Origin of the sequence: Fodinicola acaciae (assembly GCF_010993745.1) — a bacterium.
GTDB classification, from domain to species: domain Bacteria; phylum Actinomycetota; class Actinomycetes; order Mycobacteriales; family HKI-0501; genus Fodinicola; species Fodinicola acaciae.
In genome coordinates, this window is sequence record NZ_WOTN01000003.1 from 1,250,672 (window position 1) to 1,270,168 (window position 19,497).

Here is a 19,497-nt window from a genome sequence, read left to right on the forward strand (position 1 = left end):
GCGTACGCACGACGAACAACACACGCCGACTCCACCGAACCTACCGGCACGCGTATGCGTCGCTGAGCTACGTTACGGCGGACACCATCGCAGAATTTGGAGTGCCACCGTGACTTCCGCACAGACGGCGTGGGTCCTGCTGGATATCGCCCTGATCCTCGTGCTGGCCCGGTTGCTCGGCTGGCTCTTCCGCAAGATCGGCCAACCTGCCGTCATCGGCGAGGTCATCGCCGGCATCCTGCTGGGTCCGACGCTGTTCAACGGCTGGATCTCCACGCATCTGGTGCCGGTCGACGTACGCGGCTTCCTCAACGCGCTGGCCAGCATCGGCTTGGTGCTGTTCATGTTCATCGTCGGCTTCGAGCTGGACACGTCGCTGATCCGCGGCAAGGGACGGATCGCGGCCAGCGTGTCGACCGGCTCGATCCTGCTGCCGTTCGGTCTCGGCATCCTGCTGGCGTTCTGGTTGTACACGTCACATCCGACCGGTGCCGGCCAGCTGGCCTTCGCCCTGTTCATCGGTGCCGCGATGTCCGTCACGGCGTTCCCGGTCCTCGCGCGGATCCTCACCGACCGCGGCATGCACCGTACGCAGCTCGGCGGCCTCGCGCTGGCCAGCGCGGCGGTCGACGACATCATGGCGTGGAGCATCCTGGCCGTCGTCGTGGCGATCGCCGCCGCCGGCGCGTCCGCCGGTCACGGCGCGAGCTGGCAGATCCTGTTCGCGATCCCCTATCTGGTGGTGATGTTCGCGGTCGTACGTCCGCTGCTGAAGCGGCTGGTGGACATGCGCGACAAGGCCGGCCGGCTCACCCCGAGCATCCTCGCGATCGTGCTGACCGGCGTCATGCTGTCGGCGTGGGCCACCGAGTGGATGGGGATCCACTTCATCTTCGGCGCGTTCCTGTTCGGCGTGGTGATGCCGCGGGCCGGCGTGGAGAAGATGCGCCACGAGATCCTGGAGCGGTTGGAGCAGGTGTCGGTGCTGCTCCTGCTGCCGCTCTTCTTCATCAACGCCGGCCTGAAGGTCGATCTGTCGAAGGTGGGCCTGGACGGGCTGGTGGAGCTGCTGGCGATCCTGGCGGTCGCGATCGGCGGCAAGTTCATCGGCGCGTACATCGGCGCACGGCTCAACAAGGTGCGTAACCAGCAGGCCGCGGCGCTGGCGACGCTGATGAACACCCGAGGCCTGACCGAGCTGATCATCCTGACCGTCGGTGTGCAGCTGATGGTGCTGGACACCAAGCTCTACTCGCTGATGGTCGTGATGGCTGTCGTCACCACGGTGATGACCGGTCCGCTGCTGAAGTGGATCTATCCGGACCGGCGGATCGCCAAGGACGTGGCCGAAGCCGAAGCCGCCGCGCTCGGTGTCACCGCCGCGCATCGCGTACTCACGCTGATCCCCGACCCGTCCGACGGCACGGCGCGTACGGACCTGGCCACCGACCTGGCCGGCGGCCGCCGGCCGGCCGAGGTGGTGCTGACCCACATCAAGCGCTATGCGACGCCCAACCTGGAGGTCGGCAGCGGCCTGTCCGGCGAGCTCGCCGAGATGGCCGGCACGATGGGTGAGCTGGAAGGCCTCGCGCGGCACGCCAAGCAGCGTGGTCTGGACGCGCCGGTGCTCAGCCGGTTCTCCGACGACCCGATCCGCGAGGTCGCCGAACAGGTCGCCGCCGCCACCCCGCAGGCCGTACTGGTGGCCCGGTCGGACGACGGCTACGAGCAGATCAGTGCCGCCACCACCGGTCAGCTGCTGACCCTGCTGGACACCCCGCCGACCGGCGGCCCGGTGGTCGTACTCGGTGCCAGCGGCCGCAACGCCGAGTCGGCCATCGAGGCCGGCGCCGCCATCGCCTCCGCACGCGGCGTCGAGCTCCTGCTGGCCGAGAGCGGCAAACCCAGTCGCAAGTCGACCCAGCTCGCTGCCACCCTGACCACCAACGGCCTGCCGACCCGCGCCGTATCCATGCTGGAAGTGCCGACCGAACCGGCCCCGATGATGGTGGCCACCGACGACGGCAACCCTCCGGCACCCGGCGTCCACCTGCTCGTCCGGCCGGCGCAGGACCCGGACGAACCCAACTGGCCCGAGGTCATCGGCACTCCGGCCACCGTGCCGACGGCATAAATACCCGCTACAGCGCGAAACTGTCGTACCTGGGTGTATATGTTTCCCCCACCCATTCCGGGTGGGGGGTGGGTTGAGAGGCCGCGCGCGCGAGCGAAAATGATCTTGGTCCTGACACCGGCGCCTCAGCGGCCTCATTGGTCACATCCGCCACAGGCCCTCTGCAAGCAAGGCCCCCTTACGTGCGTCAGGTGCACGCAAGGGGGCCTTGCTTGCGTTGACCATTGCGGCAAATGGGGCATTTAGCGCTCCAATACAGCGTGAGCAAGATCAACTTTCTATGTAGGTAAGTTGCCACGCGAACCCACCCCCCGCCCGATCTGGGTGGGGGCCCAGATTGGCACGGGGGTACGACAGTTTGGCGGTGGGGGGCGGGATGGTTGGGGTGGCTAACGAGAGTTCAGCCAGCTGAGGAGGGTTTCGGCTTCGGGGGCCAAGAGGGCCGGGTCGTTGTCGACGACGAATTCGAGGAGTGCGTTGTACGAGCCGGGCGCGGCGGACAGTTCGTCGAGGACGGTGCGCCACAGGCGTTCGCCGGCGGACAGCGGAAGGCGGGAGCCGTCGGTGTCCCAGCTGAAGACGTGCACCGTCGGCAGGCCGTACGGCAGCAGCGCCCGCACCTGCGCACGTGCCGCGTCGACGGCGTGGCAGTCCCACGGCTGCCAGTACGGCACCACGCCAGGCCCGACCTCGTCGAAGAGCCGCAGCGCCGACTCGAGCGTGTCGGTGAGCGTGTTGGGGTGGTATTCCACCGCGACCGTCACACCGTGGCCGGTCGCGGCCTTCAGCGCGCGTACGACGGCCGCGCGATAGTCGTCGGTGGCCTCGGCCGATCCGAGCCGGCCGGCCCACACCCGGACGTACGGCGCGCCCAAAGCAACGGCCACGCGCGCGGCGGCGGCGAAATCGGCCGGGTCACTGACGCCGGCCCGGTAGTACGACCCGTACGCCGCGACCGCCAGTCCGGCATCGGCCGCCAGGTCGCGCGTACGCACCGCGGCGCCGACGTCCGGCACGTGCACGTCGCCACCCCACTCGACCGCCGCCAGGCCCGCTTTCGCCGCGACGTCCACGACTTCCGGCACCGACAACTGCCGGAACGTCACCGAGACCAACCCAGCCCGCACGCTCATCCCCGTAGGTTAGAACGCCGGTGCGCCGGACACGAACGGGTCGTGGCGCCCATCGTCCGGTCGATGAACGGCTGCCGGCACCGGCCACAGCACCGGATCCGGTGCCAGCCGGCACGCGCCACCAACACCGCGAGCATCGTCGCGGCGTCCGCGACGTCGGACAGCTCGCCGAGCGCGAGCTGCCACGCCTCGCCGTCCCGACGCAGCCGCGGCCGCACACCGAGGATTTCCAAGGAAAAGTTGAGGTGTACGGCCGCCGCGTCCTCATCCGGTAACGCCGCGGCCATCCGGCGCAGCGCGTCGGCCGCCGGCACGTCGCGTACGTCGCCGGCCAGGATTCGCTCTGCCAGAGCCAATCCCGGGTCGAGCATCCGAAACGGCGGGATCACCGCACCGAAGATCATTCCGGCGCGACGGAGACACCCATCGACCGCGCGGTCCCGGCGACGATGCTCATCGCCTTCTCCACGTCCGTCGTGTTGAGGTCCGGCAGTTTCCGTTCGGCGACCCGCCGAAGCGCGGCCCGGCTCAACGTGCCGGCCGAGATCTGGCCGGGTTTTGCCGACGCAGCCTCGATTCCGAGCTCGCGACGGATCAGGAACGCCGCCGGCGGTGTCTTGTAGCGCAGCTGAAAACTGCGGTCCTCGAAGATCTCCACGACGACCGGCACGATGTCGTCGCGCTGCGACGCCGTCGCCTCGTCGTATTCCTTCTTGACCAGCGCCATGTTCACGCCGGTCGGCCCCAGCATCTTTCCGAGGTCGACCATGGTGGCGTTGCCGCCGCGCAGCTGGATGGTCACCCGGTTCACGGTTTTCCTGGCGGGTGCCATCGTCGGCCCCTTTCCCTCGCCTGCAATTGCCACGAAGGACGCTAAAGTTTGACGTTACGGAAGAGTCAACTGTGTTCCAGCACATAATGGATTCGCTGGTCCACAGCCGGCCCGCCAACCAGATTGACCACCGCTGGCCCGCGAGTTACGTTCGATTCGTTGGAAAAGTCGCCAGGAGGTCCGCGGTTTGTCGCAACATTCCCGTCGTGTCCTGGTCATTGGTGGCTGCGGCGTGGTCGGCCGGATCGTGGTGCCGATCCTGGCCGCCGGTCACCACCTCACCGTCCTCGACCTGAAGCCGCCGGCCGACCCGGTGCCCGGCGTCGGCTACCACACCGGCGACGCGCGCGACGCCGACCTGACCCGCGAGCTCGCCACCGGCGCGGATTCGTTGATCTACATGGCAATGGGGCCGGTGCAGGGCTGGAACACGCCGCCGACCGTACGCAGCCACCTGGAGGTCGCGGTCAGCGGTCTCTACCTGGCCTTGCGTGCGGCCCACGAGGCCGGCGTACGGCACGCGGTCTACACCAGCAGCATGTCGGTTTTCCGTTACCTGATCCCGGGAACGCAGCGCGAGGCGAGCCGCGACGAGATCGGCCGCTTCCCCGGCGACGACGCGCGACCGGACGCCCGCGACTTCTACGGCCTGGCCAAACGGCTCGGCGAGGAGGTGTGCCGGTCGGCGGCGGCCGAATGGGACATGGACGTGGTCTGCCTGCGACTGGCGTTCCCCACTCCGGACACCGAGTGGCCGCCGGTCGACCCGCTTTTCCACCGGCTGATCGCGACCTCCGGCAGCGATGTCGCGGCCGCGCTGGACGCGGCGTTGAACTACCGCGGGCACGGGTTCGCCGCGTTCAACATCAGCGGCGACCTCGACGGCCACACGATGAGCCTGGCCAAGGCCCGCGAGCAGCTCGGCTGGACCCCGGCCCACGCCGCACCTGGTCCGTAGCCGTCACAACGGCAAAGCCCGTACCGTCTTTGTTTTCACAACGGACGGGAGAACCAACATGACGATGATCCGGTCGGACGAGCAGGGATCGATCCTGGTCCGCGAGGCGGACGCCGAACGGCTCGGTACGGAGAAGGTCGGCATGATCCTCTACGCCGACCACGACCAGACCGGTGGAGCGTTGAGCGCCAACCGCGCGTTGATCGCCGACGGCATGGACGGCGCCGCGCCGCATTTCCACAACACCTCGGCGGAGATCTTCTTCATTGTCGACGGCAGCCTGCAGGTGCTGGCCGGTGACGACGTGGTCACCGCGGAGAAAGGCGACTTTCTTTTCGTACCACCGAAAATGCCGCACGCCTTCGGTGCGCCGAAAGGCTCGTCGGCCGACGTGCTGATCCTGTTCGCACCCGGCCTGGCGCGGTTCGACTACTTCCGGCTGGTCGACAAGGTGGCCCGTGGCAAGGCCAGCCCGCAGGAGGTCCTGCGGACACAGGACCTGTTCGACAACCATTTCATGGACAGCGCGATCTGGCGGGCCGTACGCGACAGCTGACAGACCCGGCCGGGTCAACGAGGTGCGGTGCCCGCCTCGAAGACCGGCGACTTGCGGTGCGACTCGTAGAGGAAGCCGCGCCGGCCAAGGCCGACACGGGTGCCCGGCGTGATGGTGATCGGCGCGTTGGGCAGTACGCGGATCCAGCCGTCGGCGCCGGGCGGGAACACGTACGTGCCGTTGGCCGAGCCGAGGTCGTTGACCTTCACGTCCCAGTCGACCAGCTCGATCATGGCGTGCGCGCGGGAGACCAGGCCCTCCGGGTCGTACAGCCGGACGGACCTGGCCCGGCCCTCGGCGACCTCCTGGTTGCGCTCGGGCTCGCGGCCGATCACATAGCTGGTGTCCAGCCGGAAGGTGGCGCCGTCGTCGAGCACCAGCACGCCCAGTGGCGGCCGCGGACCCGGTCGCGCGATGTGCGTGAGCTGGACCATCGAGATGCCGCAGACGCCGCAGTACGGCGCGCGCGGGTCGTTGAAGTGGTCGTTCTTGCAGTAGATGCCGAGGACCTCGGGGTGGACCTCCTCCTCTTCCTCGGCGGCCTCCTCGCCGACCGGCAGCGGAGCCAACGGCGTGTCGTTGAGGCTCGCCTCCGGCCCGGCCAGCAGCACCGACTCGAACGGCTCGCTGCGGTCCACACCAGCCGCCGGACCCGGCTCGGCCGGCGGTGTCGGCATGTCCGGCATCGGGGTGGCCGGAGCGTCCAGCGGCACGGCCGCGACCGGCTCGTCCATCGGCGCAGCAGGCTCAGCCGGTGCCGGTGCCGGTGCCGGAGCCGGAGTCGGTGGTGGTGGCGGCGGAGGAGGTGGAGGCGCCGGAGTGGCGGCGGCCGGCATCGGCGACGAGAAGTCGTCGGCCGGTGGCGGCGAGGTGAAGTCCTGCACCGGCGGCGTGGAGAAGTCGTCGGACGGCGGAGCGGCGGTGAAGTCGCGCACCGGCTCCTCGTCCACGAAGGACGACGCGGCGACCGCGCCGGAGGTGGCGACCGCCTGCGCCGGACCGGCGGACGGCGTGATCACCGGCTCCGGAGGCGGCGGTGGAGGCGGCGCGGCCGGCGTGGCCGGTGCCGGCGTACGCCGTGGCCGGCCGCCGCCCGGCTGCATGACGAAGCCGTCGGCCGGCACGACGCCGTCGTCCAGCCGGAAGCGCGTGGACGCGCCGGCGGCCCCCTTGCCCAGCGACGCGGAGATCGAGGTGGCGTCGGAGATGACCCGATCGACCCAGGTCATCGCCTGGCTGCCGTCCAGCCGCACCTCGCCGCCGGCGGTGTTGGCGACCAGCATCGCGTCGCCGTGTACGAGCACGGCGACCTGGTCGCCGGTCGGACCGAAGGCCACCAGCGGCGGCGCGTCGTCCAGGCTGGAGAGCAGGCCGGCCAGCCGGCGGCCCAGCCGGCGGCCGTCACCACCCTCCGCATCGACCGTCTCGAGCAGCTCCAGGAGCTGCTGGACGGCGTCGTCCGGCTGGGCCCCGAATAACAGGACCACGTCCCCCAATCGCGCCAGCACCCCGTTGCCGGGGGCCGGACGCACTGTCCAGCCGGTCACACAAACCTCCCGCCGCGGAACCGCCACCGGATGAACGGGACCCGCAACGGCCCGTTCGCGGTCAGCCACTGAGCGATCCACACAATCACGAACAGGATGGTGAACGCCAGCCAAGGCACGTCGGCGCCGTTCATCCAGGGGATGAAGTCGAGCTTGACCAGGCCGAAGATGAGCAGGCCCTCGTTGATGACGGTGGCCAGTCCGAACAGCGTCGGCCAGTCCTTCTCCCAGCGGAACTGCATCAGGAGGTGATAGAGCAGTTCCCACAGGATGCCGACCACGATGGTCAGACCGAGGATGGTGTACGTGGTGGCGTACTTCTGGCCGATGGTGCCGACCAGGCCAGGCAGGATCGGAGTGAGTACGAGCGTCCAGAACCCGCCGACGACCAGCAGCAACACGATCCGGACCTGGATTCTGCCGAAAAGGGTTGGCAGCACTTTACGACTCCTACCTGTCTATGGCGCGCTGTTGAACAGCCACTTGAACCAGCCGACCGTGGACCTGATCGGACCGATCTTCTTGCAGAACCGGTGTCGCGCGAGCGAGTCGGCGATCTCCTGCGCGGCGATCTGCAACCCCAGGAAGGTGTCCACACCGGGGAAGTAGCCGCCGAGCGTCGCGGTGCCGGAGGCATAGAGCACGCCGTCGCCGCTGCGCGCACCACGAACCTCGAAGTCGCGCTCCACGTCCAGCCTGCCGACCGGGTTGCGTCCGGCGCCGCCGTGGTCGAGCAGGTCCTTGATGACGCGGTGCTCGGCGATGTCGGCCTCCAGGCCGGTGCAGTCGATGATGTAGTGCGCCGGCACGTCCACCACCCCCTGCGGGGTCTCGACCCGGCTGACCAGCGTGCCGTCGGTGTGCGCGGTGACCTCGCGGACCTGGCCGGCCATCGTCACGTACCAGCCACCCTGGCGGCCCTCGCGCATCTGCCTCTGCCAGGACCGTCGCCACGGCGTGTTGGTGCCACCCATCTCCTTGTAGAGACGCGCGCGGTCGGCACCTTCGGACTTGCGCACCTTGGCCTTCAGCTGGCCACCCCACACCGACTTCGGGTAGTTGAAGCCCTGGTAGGCGAAGCCGTTGCTGCCTTTGCGGCGGTTGAAGATGTTCTTGCCGTGCGACCCGGAGATGAACGTGCGGAAGATGTGCACGATCCGGGTTTCCAGGTTGTACTTCTTGCGGTCGTCCATCAGCCGCTGCAGCACCCGCGAGGCCACGATGCCGCCGCCGCGTACGACCACCGTGCCGGGACGCGTGCGGAGGAAGTCGTAGACGTGCTCGTGCGGCTCGTACGCGTTGACCACGTGCGTGAAGTCGCCGCTCTTGGTGCGGAACTCCTGCAGGTCAGGCAGGAAGCGCAGGCCCGGATAGCCGATCGCCATGTGGACGTGGCGCGCGCGGAAGGCGATGCGCTTGGTCTGCGAGGCACCTTCCGGCGGCGTCAGGATCACGAAGTAACCACCGCCGCGGCGGCGGCGGATCATCCGGACCTGACCCTTGACGATCATGTCGCGGAAGTTGATCCGCTTGAACTCGCGCTCCATGTTCTCGAAGACCATGCCGGCGCGCGGCGTGTAGAAGTCGTCCCAGACCGGCTCGACCAGCACCTGCCACAGCGCGCGCGGGCTCTTGTCCTTCCAGGCCTCCTCCAGCGCGTACGACGGGAAGCCCCAGATGTTGTCCGGCCGGGACGCCGAGTCCGACCGGATCCGCTCCGGCCGCGGGATCTGCGAGACGCGGGTCAGGTATTCGTAGGTCTGCCACGGAAAGTCGAGGTTGGTCAGCACCTTCATCTGGTTGGTCGGCACGCCGGCGACCCGCAGGTAGTCGACCGTGACGAAGGAGCCGATGCCACCGCCGACGCTGACGAACGGCACGTCGTAGACCGGGATGGCGGCCTCGGCCAGCATCCCGTCCTCCCACCAGTCGTTGCGCAGGAGCGTGTCGGTGAGGTCACCGCTGCCAGGCGGCGCGCCTGGCGGGATCGGCGCCGGCGGCTCTTTCGGCTGCTGCTGCGGCTGGCCAGGCTGTGGCGGCTGTCCCGGCAGCGGTGGCGGCGGGAACGGCTGCTGGCCCGGAGGCGGCGGCGGATAACCCGGCTGGCCCGGCGGCGGTCCAGGCGGCGGATAACCCGGCTGGCCCGGTGGTGGCGGGTACGCCGGCTGACCTGGCACCGGTGGATAACCCGGCTGCGGCGCCGGCGGGTAACCCGGAGGTGGTGGCGGTGGGTAACCCGGCTGTCCGGGCGGTGCCGGATAACCGGGCTGCGGCGGGTAACCCGGCGGTGGCGCACCGTGTCCCTGGCCAGCGCCGCCGGGATACTGCGTCGACATGTCTCTCCGAGCCCCCTTGCGGTTCAGTCGTTCTTTACTTTCAGCCTCGACTGGCAGCCTAGCCAGCCCGCGCACGTCCCTGAGGGGGACGCGCGCTGAGCTGGCACAAATACGTGACGAACGATATCGATCGATCAACTCGTGCCGGTCCGCAGGTCTCTACCCGGTCACCGCCGACAGCACCTTGGCGGCCCAGTCCAGCAAAGCAACGTCACGCAACGGCGTGCCACCGACTCGTGCCGTGGTGGGCTGCGGGATCGAGACGGTGTTGACCGTCTGTTTGTACGCCGTTCCCGGATAAAGCCGCTGCAACCGCATCACCTTGGACTCCGGCAGCGGCCACGGCGAGAATCGGATCGTTCGGCCTTGCGCGGAAACGTCGGTGAGACCGGCGGCGCGTGCCAGCTGCCGGAACGCCGCGACGGCGAACAGGTTCTGCACCGGATCCGGCATCGGTCCATAGCGGTCGACGACCTCCTCGCGCAGCGCCTGCAGCTCCTCGTCGCTCTGTACGGACGCGAGCTTGCGATAGGTCTCCATCCGCAGCCGCTCGGCCGGCACGTACTCGTGCGGCAGGTGCGCGGTCACCGGCAGGTCGACCTTGACCTCGGCCTGCTCGACCTCCTTGTCGCCCTTGAACTCCTGGACCGCCTCGCCGACCAGCCGCACGTACAGGTCGAAGCCGATGTTGGCGACGTGGCCGGACTGCTCGCCGCCGAGCAGGTTGCCGGCGCCGCGGATCTCCAGGTCCTTCATCGCCACCGCCATGCCGGCGCCCAGGTCGGTGTTCTGCGCGATCGTGGCGAGCCGGTCGTGTGCCGTCTCGGTGAGCGGTTTCTCCGGTGGATAAAGGAAATACGCGTACGCGCGCTCGCGGCTGCGGCCGACCCGGCCGCGGATCTGGTGCAGCTGGCTCAGGCCGAAGGTGTCGGCGCGCTCCACCACCAGTGTGTTGGCATTGGGAATGTCCAGTCCCGACTCGACGATCGTGGTCGAGACGAGCACGTCGAATTCCTTTTCCCAGAATCCGACCATCACCCGCTCGAGCACGTCCTCGTGCATCTGGCCGTGCGCGACCGCGACGCGGGCCTCCGGGACCAGCTCGCGTACGCGCGCGGCGGCACGCTCGATCGACTCGACCCTGTTGTGCAGATAGAAAACCTGGCCGTCGCGCAGCAGCTCGCGGCGGATCGCCGCGGCCACCTGCTTGTCCTCGTACGCGCCGACGTAGGTCAGCACCGGATGGCGCTCCTCCGGCGGCGTGAGGATCGTGGACATCTCCCGGATGCCGGTCAGGCTCATTTCCAGCGTTCGCGGAATCGGCGTCGCGGAAAGCGTCAGCACGTCGATGGACGTGCGCATCTGCTTGAGATGTTCCTTGTGTTCCACGCCAAAACGCTGCTCCTCGTCCACAATGGCCAGTCCGAGGTGCTTGAAGCGCGTGCTGTTCTGCAGCAGCCGGTGCGTGCCGACGACGATGTCGACGCTGCCGTCGGCCAGCCCGTCGAGCACCTCGCGCGCCTCGGCGTCGGTCTGGAAACGGGAAAGCTGCTTGACGGTCACCGGAAACTGCGCCAGCCGCTCGGAAAACGTGGCGAAGTGCTGGCGGGCGAGCAGGGTGGTCGGCACCAGGATCGCGACCTGTTTTCCGTCCTGCACGGCCTTGAACGCGGCGCGTACGGCAATCTCGGTCTTGCCATAGCCGACGTCGCCGCAGATGACGCGGTCCATCGGGAATGGCTTTTCCATGTCCGCCTTGACTTCCTCGATGGCGGCCAGCTGGTCGGGAGTTTCCGCGTACGGAAAGGCGTCTTCCAGCTCGCGCTGCCACGGGGTGTCGGGCGCGAACGCGTGCCCCTCGGTGGCCGTGCGCGCCGCGTACAGCCGGATCAGCTCGGCGGCGATCTCCTTGACCGCTTTTCGCGCTCGTCCCTTGGCTTTCTGCCAGTCGGCGCCGCCGAGCCGGTGCAGGCTCGGCGCCTCGCCGCCGACGTAGCGGGTCAGCTGATCGAGCGCGTCGGTCGGCATGAACAGCCGGTCGCCGGGCTGGCCGCGCTTGCTCGGCGCGTACTCCAACACCAGGTATTCGCGCTCGGCGCCGCCGATCGTCCGGCGGATCATCTCGACGTATCGACCGACGCCGTGCTGCTCGTGTACGACGTAATCGCCCGGCTGCAGCTGCAAAAGATCGACCGCGTTGCGGCGGCGCGACGGCATCCGGTTGGTGCGGCTGGCGGTGCCGGTCCGCGCGCCGGTCAGGTCGGCCTCGCCGAGGACGGCCAGCCTGACCTGGTCGTCGAGCATGCCGCGGTCGATCGCGCCGGTGGTGACCAGCACCTCGCCGGCGCGCGGCGGCTCGGTGATCGCGGCGACCAGCCTGGCGCCGATCTCCTGCTCGCCGAGCACCTCGACCGCGCGCTTGGCCGGACCGTGACCGGGGAAGACGAGCACCTGCCGCCAGCCGTCGGTGGAGCGGCCGTGGATGTCGGCGACCGCGCGCTCGATCTCGCCGTGATACGGCTCGACCGGATGCGTCGGCAGCGTCAACACCGTCGCCGTGTCATCGATGTCGGCGATCGTCGGGATCGCGACGTCGTACGCGTCGTCGTCATCGAGGTCGTCGGTCTTGACCTCGGTCGGCGCCTCGGCGAACGGGCTGACCGACCACCACGGCATGCCGAGCTGGATCGCCGTCGCGCGTACGTCCTGGAGGTTGTGGAAGGCGGCCGCGCCGAGGTCGATCGGCGCCTCTCCCCCGGTCGCCGCGGCGGCCCAGGACGCCTGCAGGAACTCCTCGCTGGTCGCCACCAGGTCGCGCGCGCGGCGCCGGATGCGCTCCGGCTCGACCAGCACGACGTGTGTGTCGGCCGGCATCTCGTGCAACACGAGCCGGAGGTTGTCCGAGCCGATCAGCGCCGGTGTCAGCGACTCCATGCCGTCGACCGGGATGCCTTCTGCCACCTTGTCGAGCATCTCGGCCAGCGCCGGATGCTCCTGCGCCAGCTCGGCGGCCTTCGCGCGTACCTCCGGCGTCAGCAGCAGCTCGCGACACGGCGGAGCCCACAGGCCGTGCGTCGCGACCTCCAGGCTTCGCTGGTCGGCGACCGCGAAGTAACGGATCTCCTCGACCTCGTCACCCCAGAACTCGACCCGGATGGGGTGCTCCTCGGTCGGCGGAAACACGTCGAGGATGCCGCCGCGCACGGCGAACTCGCCACGCTTGCCGACCAGATCGACGCGCGCGTACGCGATCGCGGACAGCCGCTCGACGACGTCCTCGAGGTCGGCCTCCTCGCCCTGGCGCAGCTGCACCGGCATCAGGTCGGCAAGGCCGGCCGGCTGCGGCTGCAGCACTGAGAGGATCGGCGCGCAGACGACGCTGATCGGCCCGGTCGTCGGATCGTCGTGGCTCGGATGCTTGAGGCGGCGCAGCACCGCCAGCCGGCGGCCGATGGTGTCGGCGCGCGGCGACAGCCGCTCGTGCGGCAGCGTCTCCCAGGCCGGATACGAGACGACCTGGTCGGCCGGCAGCAGCTCGCCGAGCGCGGCGGCCAGGTCGTCGGCCTCGCGGCCGGTCGCGGTGACGGCGAGCACCGGCTTGCCAGCGCCGTTACGGTCGTTGGTCGCCGCCAACGCGGCGATCGCGTACGGTGCCGCGACCGCCGGCGCGGTCAGCGACACCTCGGTGGTCTTGTTCTCGGCCGCCTGGACGGCCTCGGCCAGCGCTCCTTCGGTGAGCAGCGCGTCGAGGACGCCGGTGAGCGATCCGGCCATGGATTTCCCGCCTCCACATTGGCACGCACAAAGGCCCCCGGCCGCGGTCGACAGGGGGTGATGACCAAGAGCCTACCCAGTCCGTACGACATTCCCGCCGTCGAGCGGATGGCCGCAGGGACTCCCTGCGGCGTCTGTGGTGCGGTCGGTGCGAGGGCTGCCGTCGAGATGGGCTGCCGTCGAGATGGGCGCGGGGCTCACCCTCGTCGCGTTGGGTGGGTGGTTGGTTGGCTGCGCCCGCCGACGGGGAGAACGAGCAAGCCAGCCCCCGTTCTGGAAGCAACCCGTCCCACAACCGGGGGCGAAATGTCCGGTTCGCTAAACGATCATGGAGGTCTCGCGCCGTTCCATCGTTGTCATGCCACGAGATCTCCATGATCGTTTTCAGAATCGGACATTTAGCCCGCATGAGCGGGTGTGACCAGCGCCTCCGGGCAAGTTCTACCGATCGTAGAAGATGTGGTTCTACGCTTTGTAGAAGGACGAGGAGGTCGGCACATGGATGCGATCGACATCGCGCGCTGGCAGTTCGGGATCACGACCGTCTACCACTTCCTGATGGTGCCGCTGACCATCGGCCTCGGGCTGGTGGTGGCCACGATGCAGACCGCCTACCTGCGCACCGGCAAGGACCACTACCGGCTGATGGTGGCGTTCTGGTCGAAGATCTTCCTGGTCAACTTCGCCATGGGAGTGGTGACCGGGCTGGTGCAGGAGTTCCAGTTTGGCCTGGCCTGGAGCGAATACAGCCGGTTCGTCGGCGACGTGTTCGGTGCGCCGTTGGCGATGGAGGCGTTGCTGGCGTTCTTCCTGGAGTCGACCTTCCTCGGCCTGTGGATCTTCGGCGCCGGGCGGTTGTCCGAGCGGGTACGGCTCGCGTGTCTGTGGACGGCGGTGCTCGGCTCGGTCGCCTCGGCGTATTTCATTCTGTGCGCCAACTCGTGGATGCAGCATCCGGTCGGCGTGGAGTTCGTCGCTGGACAGGTGCGGATGACCAGCATCTGGGCCGTACTCACCAACAACACCGCACTGGTCACGATGGCGCACACGATCGCCGGCTCGCTCGCGGTGGCCGGCTCGGTGTTGGTCGGCGTTTCCTGGTGGCACCTGCGAAAAGACGAGCATCCGACCTGGCGGCGGTCGCTGCGCTCCGGCGCCTATCTGTCGATGGCGGCCTTCGCGGCGCTCGCGATTTCCGGTGACACGCAGGCGAAACTGATGTTCGAGCAACAGCCGATGAAGATGGCCTCGGCGGAAGCACTGTGCCACACCGAAAAACCGGCGTCGTTCTCGGTCTTCGCGATCGGCGACGTGGCGCGGCCGGAGTGCGAGTCGGTGAAGTCGCTGACCGTGCCGTTTCTGCTGTCGTTTCTCGCGCACGGCGACCTGACCAGCGAGGTGCGCGGCGTCGAGCAGTTGCAGACGCAGTACGAGCAACGCTACGGCGACCGCTATCCCGACAAGCCGAGTTTTGGCCGGTACGCCGGAAAACCGATCGACTACAGTCCGATCCTGCCGGTCACCTACTGGGGTTTCCGGCTGATGATCGGCTTCGGCGCGATCGCCGCCGGGCTGAGCGCGGTCGCGTTGTGGCTGACCAGGAAGGGCCGCATGCCGCGGTCGAAATGGCTCGGCCGCGCCGCGCTCGCCAGCGTCGCGACACCGTTCCTGGCCAACATCGCCGGCTGGATCTTCACCGAGATGGGCCGCCAACCGTTCGTGGTCGCCCCGAATCCGAGCGGCATCGACGGCGTGTTCATGTACACCGTGCAGGCGATGTCGCCCGGCGTGACGGCGACCGAGTTGCTGGTGTCGGTGATCGCGCTGACCAGCGTGTACGCGCTGCTGGCGGTCATCGAGCTGACCTTGCTGGCGCGACTCGTGCGGCGCGGTTTGGCGCCGTACCAGGAAAAGCCGGACGAAGACGACCGGCACTCGGTCCGCGACGTACTCAGTTTCGCGTACTAGGGCAGGAGCCATGGCGGAGTTCTGGTTCATCGTCATCGCGGTCCTCTGGATCGGCTTCTTCTTCCTGGAGGGTTTCGACTTCGGCGTCGGCATGCTGTTGCCGTTCCTGCCGGAAAACGAGCGGCAGAAGCGCGTCCTCATCAACACGATCGGACCGGTCTGGGACGGCAACGAGGTCTGGCTGATCACCGCGGTCGGCGCCACCTTCGCGGCCTTCCCCCGCTGGTACGCCGCGTGGCTCTCCGCGCTGTACCTGCCGCTGGTCCTGGTCCTGCTCGGCCTGATCGTCCGCGGTGTGGCGTTCGAATATCGCGGCCAGCTCGACAGTCCGCGGTGGCGGCGGTGGTGGACGGCGGCGATCTGCACCGGATCGCTGGTCCCCTGTCTCGGCATCGGATACGCGCTGACGACCACGCTCACCGGACTTCCGTTGGACAGCGCCGGAAACCGCGTCGGAGGCCCGTTCGCGGTCTTCAGCTGGCCGGCGATGGTCGGCGCCATCGGCTTTGTCGGATTCGCGCTGCTGCACGGATCTGCTTTCCTGGCACTGAAAACCGACGGAGCTGTCCGGCGCCGCGCGGTGCGCATCACGCTCTTCGCTCCGCTGGCACTGCTGCCGCTGGCGATTTTCTCCGGCTGGCTGCCAAACGACACCGTCACCTGGCTGGTCTGGGGCATCGGCATCGCGGCCGGACTGCTCGCCTGGCTGGCCGCCTGGCGGCGGCGCGAAGGCCTGGCTTTCCTGTTACTCGGCGGTTTTCTGGTGGCGACGCTGGCATCCGCTTTTGTCGCGCAGTTTCCGGTCGTGTTGCCGTCCACAGTGGACACCCACTGGAGCCTCACCGTCGCCACTGCCAGCGCGTCACCGTATCCGCTGACCGTGATGACCTGGCTGGCGGCTTTCGGCCTGCCGCTGGTGTTGGCATACCAGGCCTGGACCTACTGGGTTTTCCGGCGCCGCATCGGTGACACGCACATCCCGGATGGTGCGCATTGAGCCCGCTCGGTGACGCGCCTCGGCTGTCGCGTACGGCCAGGATCGCGGCGGCCTGGCTGACCGTCCTCGCGGTGGCGCAGGCAGTGGCGACGATCGTCGTCGCGGTGGCGATTTCCAACGCTGTCGCCACAATCGCCGCCGGTGGCCCGCTGGAGCCGGCACCGGTCGCGGTTTTCCTTGCGGCTGTTGGCGTACGCATGACGCTGACCTGGTCGGCCTCGGTGTTGGCTCGCCGCGCCGCGGCCGGCACCAAGGAGGAAATCCGTGCGCGCGCCGCACAAGCCGCGCTGGCCCGGCCGGGATCCGGACCGGTCGGCAGCGTGGTGGCGTTGCTGACCAGCGGCCTGGACGATCTCGACGACTGGTTCACCGCGTATCTTCCGGCGCTGTTGTCGGCGGCGGTCGGTCCGCCGGTGGTTGTGGCCTGGTTGCTGTGGATCGACTGGCCGTCGGCGTTGATCGTCGGCCTCACACTGCCACTGGTGCCGCTTTTCATGGTGCTGGTCGGCCGGTTCACGCAGGGTCGCACGGCAGCCGCCGTCGACGCGTTGGCACGGCTCGCCGACCACGTCGTCGAGCTGGCCGCCGGCCTGCCGGTGCTGGTCGGGCTCGGCCGCGCCGCCGACCATGGCCGCGCGCTGGCGCGGATCGGCGAGCGGCATCGCCAGCGTACGTTGGAAAGTCTGCGCGTCGCGTTTCTTTCCGCGCTGGTGCTCGAACTGATCGCGATGCTGTCGGTGGCGCTCGTCGCCGTGACAATCGGACTCCGATTGATCGGCGGCCGGATGTCGTTGGAAACCGGCCTGTTGGTGCTGGTGTTGGCGCCGGAGTGCTATCTGCCGTTGCGTGCGCTCGGTGCCGCCTACCATTCGTCCGCCGGCGGCCTGGAAGCGTTACGCCGCAGCGGTGAGCTGATCGACGCCGCCCCGCCCGCCGATCGCCAAACCGATGACGGCTGGACGGCCAGCGGTTTGACCGTACGATGGCCGGATCGGTCCGTGCCGGCGCTTTCCGATCTGGATCTGGTCATCCGGCCAGGAGAAATCGTCGGCGTCGCCGGTCCGAGCGGCTGCGGCAAGTCGACGCTGCTCGCGCTGCTTTCCGGCGCTTGGGACGGCGATGGCGCCGAGGTGAGCGGCCGGCTCTGGCTGCCGGAGAATCGAGCGTACGCGGCGCAACATCCGCGTACGACCGAGGAAACCGTCGGCGCCGAGGTCGCGGCCGCCGCGCTTGGGCCCGCTCCGGTGTTGGATGTGTTAGAAGACCTCGATATCAGCCATCTCGCCGACGCGCATCCGGCCGAGCTGAGTCCCGGCGAGTTGCGCCGCGTGGCGTTGGCGCGCGTGCTCGTACGTGTGCGCACCGGCGCCAAGGCGGTGGTCCTCGATGAGCCAACCGCGCATCTGGATGGCAACGCTCGCGCCAATGTGGAGCTGCTGCTGCGCGGATTCGGTCCTGACGTCGCGGTCGTTGTCGCCTCACACGATGAAAATCTCCTCGCCGCCGCCGACCGCGTCATCCGGCTCGCCGGCGGTCCGTCCGTCGGCATCGACGCCGACACGACCGAAGCGGCACCAGCCGTCACGCGTACGCGGATCGCGGCCGAGGCACCGGAAAGCCGGCACGTCCGCGAGCTTTTGCCGATCCTGCGGCCGTATGCCGGCAGGTTGCTCGCGGTGACCGTCCTCGGTGCGCTGGCCCTCGCGGCCGGTGTCGGCTTGACGGCCACCTCGGCGTGGCTGATCGCGCGAGCCGCGCAGCATCCGCCGGTGCTGATGTTGATGGTCGCGATCGTCGGCGTCCGGTTCTTCGGCCTGTCGCGAGCAATCTTGCGATATGCCGAGCGGCTGTCTGGCCACGATGCCGTGCTGCGGCTGACAACCGCGATCCGCGACCGGCTCTGGCGCGCGCTCGCGGCCGCGCCGATGCGCAAGCGCGACCTGCGTGACGGCACGCCGATGCGCCGCCTTGTCACCGATATCGACGCCCTCACCGCCGGACTGCTGCGAGTTGTGTTGCCACCATTGGCATCCATCGCCGTGATCGTCGCCGCGATCGCGATTTTGCCTTCGTACGCCCGATGGATGGCCGCGCCGCTGATCGCGACGACGATCGCCGTGCCGCTGGCAGCGTGGTGGACCGACCGGCATGCCAGCGACCGGACGACCGCCGGTCGCCGTGAGCTTGCCGGCGCGCTCGCCGTCGCTCTGCCGGCCGCGCCGGACCTGCGCGCGCATGGCATGGTCGCCACCTGGGTCGCACGGATCGCCGAAATGGACGCGAAACTCGCCGCCGCCACCCGACGCAGTGCCTGGGCCGACGGACTGGCTGGCGGTCTGGTGGTGGCCGGCTGCGGAGCGACCTCGGTCGTCGGTCTGTTGACCGGCATAGCCGCCGTGTCCGCGGGCAGCCTCTCGCCGATCGCGGTCAGCGTCCTCGCCTTGGCGCCACTGGCGTTGGCCGAAACCTTCCAGGCACTGATCCCGGCCGCGCGCCAGGCATCCGCGTTGTGGTCCTGCGTCGTACGGACAAGCAACGCGCTGCACATTGACGACCAGCCGACGCGCACCGGAAAACCGCCAGTCAGCGTCGAAACGCTGGAGCTGGACGGCGTACGCGCCAGCTGGCCACGGCTCGACGGCTGGTCGGCCGGACCGGTCAGCGCGACCGTCCACACTGGACAGTGGCTGGCGGTCACCGGACCGTCCGGCGCCGGCAAGTCCACGATCCTGGCCGTGTTGCTCGGATTCCTGCGCCCGGCCGGCGGTCGCTGTCTGCTGTCCGATGTGGACACGGCCACGCTGTCGGCCGAGGCGATCCGCGAACGGACCAGCTGGTGTCCGCAGGAGGCGACGCTGTTTTCCGCGAGCGTACGGGCAAACCTGCTGCTCGGAGCCGATCCGGACGCGCCGCCGACCGACGACGAGCTGACCGGCGTCCTGCACCGCGTCGGCCTCGGAAAACTGCTCGCTCAGCTGCCGAACGGCCTGGACACCGAGGTCGGAGCCGGCGGAGTCGCGCTCTCCGGCGGCGAACGGCATCGCGTCGCCGTCGCCAGGGCACTCCTGCGAAAGGCCGAGATCGTGTTGCTCGACGAGCCGACCGCGCACCTCGACCGCGAGACGGCCGATGCGTTGATCAGCGATCTTCGCGGTGCACTGGCCGAAAAGATCGTCGTGCTGGTGACTCACGACCGGCGATACGCGACGATCTGCGACCGCGAGATCAGCCTCGGCCAGCTCGTCAACGTCTAGGGCCTGTC

At 68.9% G+C, this 19,497-nt stretch carries 13 protein-coding genes; 6 read left to right on the plus strand and 7 right to left on the minus strand.

All coding sequences use genetic code 11. The annotated features are described in order from the left end of the window. Window positions 1-109 precede the first annotated feature (109 nt). Entirely contained in the window at window positions 110-2,134 is a 2,025-nt protein-coding gene (locus GNX95_RS32105) for a cation:proton antiporter domain-containing protein (protein ID WP_163511411.1), read from the plus strand. Window positions 2,135-2,523: 389 nt separating this feature from the next. On the opposite strand, the gene GNX95_RS32110 is transcribed toward GNX95_RS32105, so the two are convergent. Genes GNX95_RS32110 through GNX95_RS32120 form a run of 3 tightly spaced genes read right to left on the minus strand, consistent with a single transcriptional unit; the run spans window position 2,524 to window position 4,099 of the window. After that, window positions 2,524-3,267, minus strand: coding sequence for a sugar phosphate isomerase/epimerase family protein (locus GNX95_RS32110; RefSeq protein WP_163511412.1), 744 nt, complete (start codon window positions 3,265-3,267; stop codon window positions 2,524-2,526). Further along, window positions 3,264-3,656 (minus strand): hypothetical protein, encoded by a 393-nt coding sequence (locus GNX95_RS32115; RefSeq protein WP_163511413.1) that lies wholly within the window; start codon window positions 3,654-3,656, stop codon window positions 3,264-3,266. Before GNX95_RS32115 ends, GNX95_RS32110 begins: the two co-directional genes overlap by 4 nt. An 11-nt stretch (window positions 3,657-3,667) precedes the next feature. Further along, complete coding sequence (locus GNX95_RS32120) at window positions 3,668-4,099, minus strand: uL11 family ribosomal protein (protein ID WP_163511414.1); 432 nt, start codon at window positions 4,097-4,099, stop codon at window positions 3,668-3,670. Window positions 4,100-4,286: 187 nt separating this feature from the next. Here GNX95_RS32120 and GNX95_RS32125 point away from each other — a divergent pair, with 187 nt between their 5' ends. Both GNX95_RS32125 and GNX95_RS32130 read left to right on the plus strand, forming a co-directional pair. Then, a complete protein-coding gene (locus tag GNX95_RS32125; RefSeq protein ID WP_163511415.1) occupies window positions 4,287-5,057 on the plus strand; it encodes an NAD-dependent epimerase/dehydratase family protein in 771 nt (256 codons plus the stop codon). 58 nt (window positions 5,058-5,115) lie between these two features. Next, on the plus strand, window positions 5,116-5,613 hold the full coding sequence (locus GNX95_RS32130; protein WP_163511416.1) for a cupin domain-containing protein: 498 nt from the start codon (window positions 5,116-5,118) through the stop codon (window positions 5,611-5,613). A 14-nt stretch (window positions 5,614-5,627) separates the two neighbouring features. Here the strand turns inward: GNX95_RS32130 and GNX95_RS32135 are convergent, their stop codons facing one another. The 4 genes from GNX95_RS32135 to mfd all read right to left on the minus strand — a co-directional run bounded on the left by GNX95_RS32135 (window position 5,628) and on the right by mfd (window position 13,270). Further along, complete coding sequence (locus GNX95_RS32135; RefSeq protein ID WP_163511417.1) at window positions 5,628-7,160, minus strand: FHA domain-containing protein; 1,533 nt, start codon at window positions 7,158-7,160, stop codon at window positions 5,628-5,630. Then, entirely contained in the window at window positions 7,157-7,600 is a 444-nt protein-coding gene (locus GNX95_RS32140) for a hypothetical protein (RefSeq protein ID WP_163511418.1), read from the minus strand. The genes GNX95_RS32135 and GNX95_RS32140 overlap by 4 nt, the downstream gene beginning before the upstream one ends. 18 nt (window positions 7,601-7,618) lie before the next feature. After that, window positions 7,619-9,496: a hypothetical protein gene (locus GNX95_RS32145; protein ID WP_246281830.1), complete on the minus strand. Its 1,878-nt coding sequence runs from the start codon at window positions 9,494-9,496 to the stop codon at window positions 7,619-7,621. 159 nt (window positions 9,497-9,655) lie between these two features. Beyond that, a complete protein-coding gene (gene mfd / locus GNX95_RS32150; RefSeq protein WP_163511419.1) occupies window positions 9,656-13,270 on the minus strand; it encodes a transcription-repair coupling factor in 3,615 nt (1,204 codons plus the stop codon). Between the two features lie 498 nt (window positions 13,271-13,768). Here mfd and GNX95_RS32155 point away from each other — a divergent pair, with 498 nt between their 5' ends. Genes GNX95_RS32155 through cydC form a run of 3 tightly spaced genes read left to right on the plus strand, consistent with a single transcriptional unit; the run spans window position 13,769 to window position 19,489 of the window. After that, window positions 13,769-15,238 (plus strand): cytochrome ubiquinol oxidase subunit I, encoded by a 1,470-nt coding sequence (locus tag GNX95_RS32155; RefSeq protein WP_163511420.1) that lies wholly within the window; start codon window positions 13,769-13,771, stop codon window positions 15,236-15,238. Between the two features lie 10 nt (window positions 15,239-15,248). Then, window positions 15,249-16,235, plus strand: a complete 987-nt coding sequence (cydB, locus tag GNX95_RS32160) for a cytochrome d ubiquinol oxidase subunit II (RefSeq protein WP_163511421.1) — start codon at window positions 15,249-15,251, stop codon at window positions 16,233-16,235. After that, window positions 16,232-19,489 carry a thiol reductant ABC exporter subunit CydC gene (gene cydC, locus GNX95_RS32165; protein ID WP_163511422.1) on the plus strand — a complete coding sequence of 1,086 codons (3,258 nt, stop codon included), beginning with the start codon at window positions 16,232-16,234 and terminating at the stop codon, window positions 19,487-19,489. The genes cydB and cydC overlap by 4 nt, the downstream gene beginning before the upstream one ends. The last annotated feature ends 8 nt before the right edge of the window (window positions 19,490-19,497 follow it).